This window comes from Halomonas sp., from assembly GCF_031581305.1.
In the GTDB taxonomy this organism is placed as follows: domain Bacteria; phylum Pseudomonadota; class Gammaproteobacteria; order Pseudomonadales; family Halomonadaceae; genus Halomonas.
Map to the genome: position 1 here is coordinate 1 of NZ_JAVLBC010000334.1, position 1,268 is coordinate 1,268.

Genomic DNA, 1,268 nt, shown 5'->3' on the forward strand with positions numbered 1-1,268 from the left:
CCCTTCTGAGCGCGCTCGCCGCGGGGCGGCGTTTACGGTAGGGTGTCGACCTTTGACCGATCCCTTGAGCGGCCCTGGAGACGATCCCATGAATCACCCCGGTGAACTGATCATCGAGCCGAGTAACGGCAAGCCCGTGGACGCCTGTGTCTTCATCCTCCACGGCCTGGGTGCCGACGGCCATGATTTCGAACCGCTGGTGCCGGCGCTGCCCCTGCCCGACGATGCCGGCGTGCGCTTCATCCTGCCCCATGCGCCACGCTTGCCGGTGACCATCAATGGCGGCATGGTCATGCCGGCCTGGTACGACATCAAGGAGATGAGCCTCGACCGCCAGATCGACGAGCCTCAGCTGATGGCCTCCGCCGAGCGTATCCAGGCCCTGGTGCGGGAGCAGATCGAGCACGGCATCGACAGCCGGCGGATCATCCTGGCCGGTTTTTCCCAGGGCGGCGCGGTGGCCTACCAGGCGGCCCTCACCTTCGAGGTCCCGCTGGGTGGCCTGCTGGCACTCTCCACCTATTTCGCCACGGCCGACAGCATCGAGCTCTCCGATGCCAACCGCAGCCTGCCCATCGAGGTGCACCACGGCAGCTTCGACCCGGTGGTCCCCGAGTCGCTGGGCAAGGCCGGCTACGAGAAGGTCAAGGCGCTGGGTTATCCGGCACACTATCGCCGCTATCCCATGGCCCACGCGCTCTGCCCGCAGCAGATCGGTGACATCGGGCGCTGGCTCGCCGAGCGGCTCGCCCGCTGAACTGTGCTGCCCGCTGAGCACTCCCATGACGACAATCACTTCCCCGACCTCCAGCTTGGACGCCTGCTGGCGCAGTGCGCGTCCCGGCTTTCTGCTTCTCGCGCCCCTCTGCGCGGGCCTGGCGGTGACCACGGCCTGGCACGACGGCCAGGCTCCCGGGGGACTGGCGATCCTGCTGGTGCTGATTGCCGCCCTGCTGGCCCACGCCGCGGTGAATCTGTTCAACGAGCATCACGACTTCGTCAGCGGCCTGGATGCCACCACCCTCCGCACCCCCTTCTCGGGTGGCAGCGGTGCGCTGCCCCAGCAACCCGCGGCGGCGGAGGCGGTGCGGCGCGCCGCCTTCGTCTGCCTGGCTGGGGTGGTGGCCATCGGTGCCTGGTTCCTGGGGCGCACCGGCCCGGTCATGCTGCTCTACGGGCTGCTCGGCATGGCGCTGGTGGTGGCCTACACCGGCTGGCTGACCCGCCGACCCTGGCTCTGCCTGGCAGCGCCAGGGATCGGCTTCGGC

General features: G+C 69.0%; 2 protein-coding genes. Both read left to right on the forward strand.

Features of this window, described 5'->3' with window-relative positions:
• The first annotated feature begins 88 nt into the window (after positions 1 to 88).
• Complete coding sequence (locus RI841_RS16435; RefSeq protein ID WP_310706701.1) at positions 89 to 757, forward strand: alpha/beta fold hydrolase; 669 nt, start codon at positions 89 to 91, stop codon at positions 755 to 757.
• Positions 758 to 782: 25 nt separating this feature from the next.
• Positions 783 to 1,268: prenyltransferase (locus tag RI841_RS16440; RefSeq protein ID WP_310706702.1), on the forward strand; the 486-nt coding region annotated here is incomplete at its 3' end.

What these genes read in the sequence shown, in the direction of transcription:
- RI841_RS16435 (WP_310706701.1), top strand. Translation starts at nt 89, where the DNA reads ATGAATCACCCCGGTGAACTGATCATCGAGCCGAGTAACGGCAAGCCC.